Below are 1,743 nucleotides of genomic sequence, written 5' to 3'. Positions count from 1 at the left end.
TCTCTGGTACTGATGGTGTCGGTACCAAGCTTAAATTGGCGTTACAACTAAACCGTCATGACACTATTGGCATTGATTTGGTCGCCATGTGTGTTAATGATTTATTAGTATGCGGTGCAGAGCCATTATTCTTTTTAGATTATTATGCGACTGGTAAGCTGGATGTTGATGTGGCGGCAACTGTGGTTACAGGCATCGGTGATGGTTGCAAGCTTGCCAACTGCGCACTTATCGGTGGTGAAACAGCTGAGATGCCAGGCATGTATCAAGATGATGATTATGACTTAGCAGGTTTTTGTGTTGGCGTGGTCGAAGAAAGCGAGGTCATCACTGGTGAAAATGTCAGCGAGGGCGATGTATTGATCGCACTTGCTTCAAGTGGCGCGCACTCAAACGGCTACTCTCTTGTACGCAAAGTTATTGAGGTAAGCGGCGTTGATGTCACTAGCAGCGATGAGCAGCTAGACGGCCAGCCTATTCAAGATGCCCTAATGGCACCGACTCGTATCTACGTAAAAGCCATTAAAGCTTTGCAAGATACGCTTGGTAGCTCGGCTTTACATGCAATGTCGCACATTACTGGTGGCGGCTTAACAGACAATCTACCACGCGTATTACCAGATAATTTGGCTGCTAGTATTGATACGAGTAGCTGGCAGTTCTCAGAGCTATTTACGTGGCTACAAACCCAAGGTAATATCGAGCAAAGCGAGATGTATCGCACCTTTAACTGTGGGGTTGGTTTTGTTATCGTAGTACCAAAAGACAAAGCAGATATCGCTATTAAAACGTTGAACGAGGCAGGTGAAAACGCTTGGCAAATCGGTGAAATGGTTAGCCGTGAAGCAGACGCAGTGGTATACCGTTAATGCCAGACAGTCATAAAAAAGATAGTCATAAAAAAGGGAATCACAAGCCATTGCGAGTGGCTGTCTTAGTATCCGGTAGCGGTAGCAATTTGCAAGTGTTAATAGACGCGGTACAAGCAGGTACACTACCAGTTGAGATAGTCGGGGTCATCAGCAACCGCGATGACGCTTATGCCATCACACGCGCAAAAGATGCTTCTATTCCAGTAGCAGTGTTGTCACATGCTGCGAGCGGTAAACGCATGGGGATTAAGACTTTTGAGACTCATGCCAGCGCCCAGTTAGCGACATGGCAACCTGATCTGATTGTATTGGCGGGCTTTATGCGGGTGCTAGGCGCCGAATTTATCGACAATATGTCAGCGCCAATGATTAATCTACATCCTTCTTTATTGCCGGCCTATAAAGGGCTTGATACGCATCAACGCGTCATACAGGCAGGCGAGCGTCAGCATGGTTGTAGTATTCATGTGGTTACAGCTGAGCTGGATGCTGGTGCTGTTTTGACCCAAGCAGTGCTAGACATAAATCATAAAGATACTGCTGATAGTTTGCAAACACGTGTGCAAACGCTTGAGCATCAATTGTTACCTTGGACAATTTTGCTAATATCCAAAGGTGTCTTGTCGTTGAACAACGAGCAATTATCAAATCAGAAACCTACCTATATGCCGACATTACCTTTGAAGCTATATTTAAACAGTTAAAGCAATGGCAAGAAGCAAAAAAAGATATTAACCATTTAAAACTATCGATCATAAAAAAGCCCAGTCATTCATACTTTGAATAACTGGGCTTTTTACTGTTCACTTTTAAAGAGTATTTAGAGGGTTTTAGCTCTCAATACTTTTATGCATTATTAACCTTTATGGAC

At 44.1% G+C, this 1,743-nt stretch carries 2 protein-coding genes; both read left to right on the top strand.

Going from position 1 to position 1,743, the window contains the following annotated elements; translation table 11 throughout:
• The coding region (purM, locus tag ACS8FD_RS13655; protein ID WP_439276276.1) for a phosphoribosylformylglycinamidine cyclo-ligase at positions 1 to 869 on the top strand (869 nt) is incomplete at its 5' end.
• Positions 869 to 1,576, top strand: coding sequence for a phosphoribosylglycinamide formyltransferase (purN, locus tag ACS8FD_RS13650; RefSeq protein ID WP_439260432.1), 708 nt, complete (start codon positions 869 to 871; stop codon positions 1,574 to 1,576). The genes purM and purN, both read left to right, overlap by 1 nt.
• Positions 1,577 to 1,743 lie beyond the last annotated feature (167 nt).

The organism is Psychrobacter sp. 1U2, assembly GCF_051847575.1.
The sequence above is the reverse complement of the archived record's forward strand: the minus strand, read 5'-3'. Positions and strand labels throughout refer to the sequence as shown.

What these genes read in the sequence shown, in the direction of transcription:
- purN (WP_439260432.1), top strand. Translation starts at nt 869, where the DNA reads ATGCCAGACAGTCATAAAAAAGATAGTCATAAAAAAGGGAATCACAAG.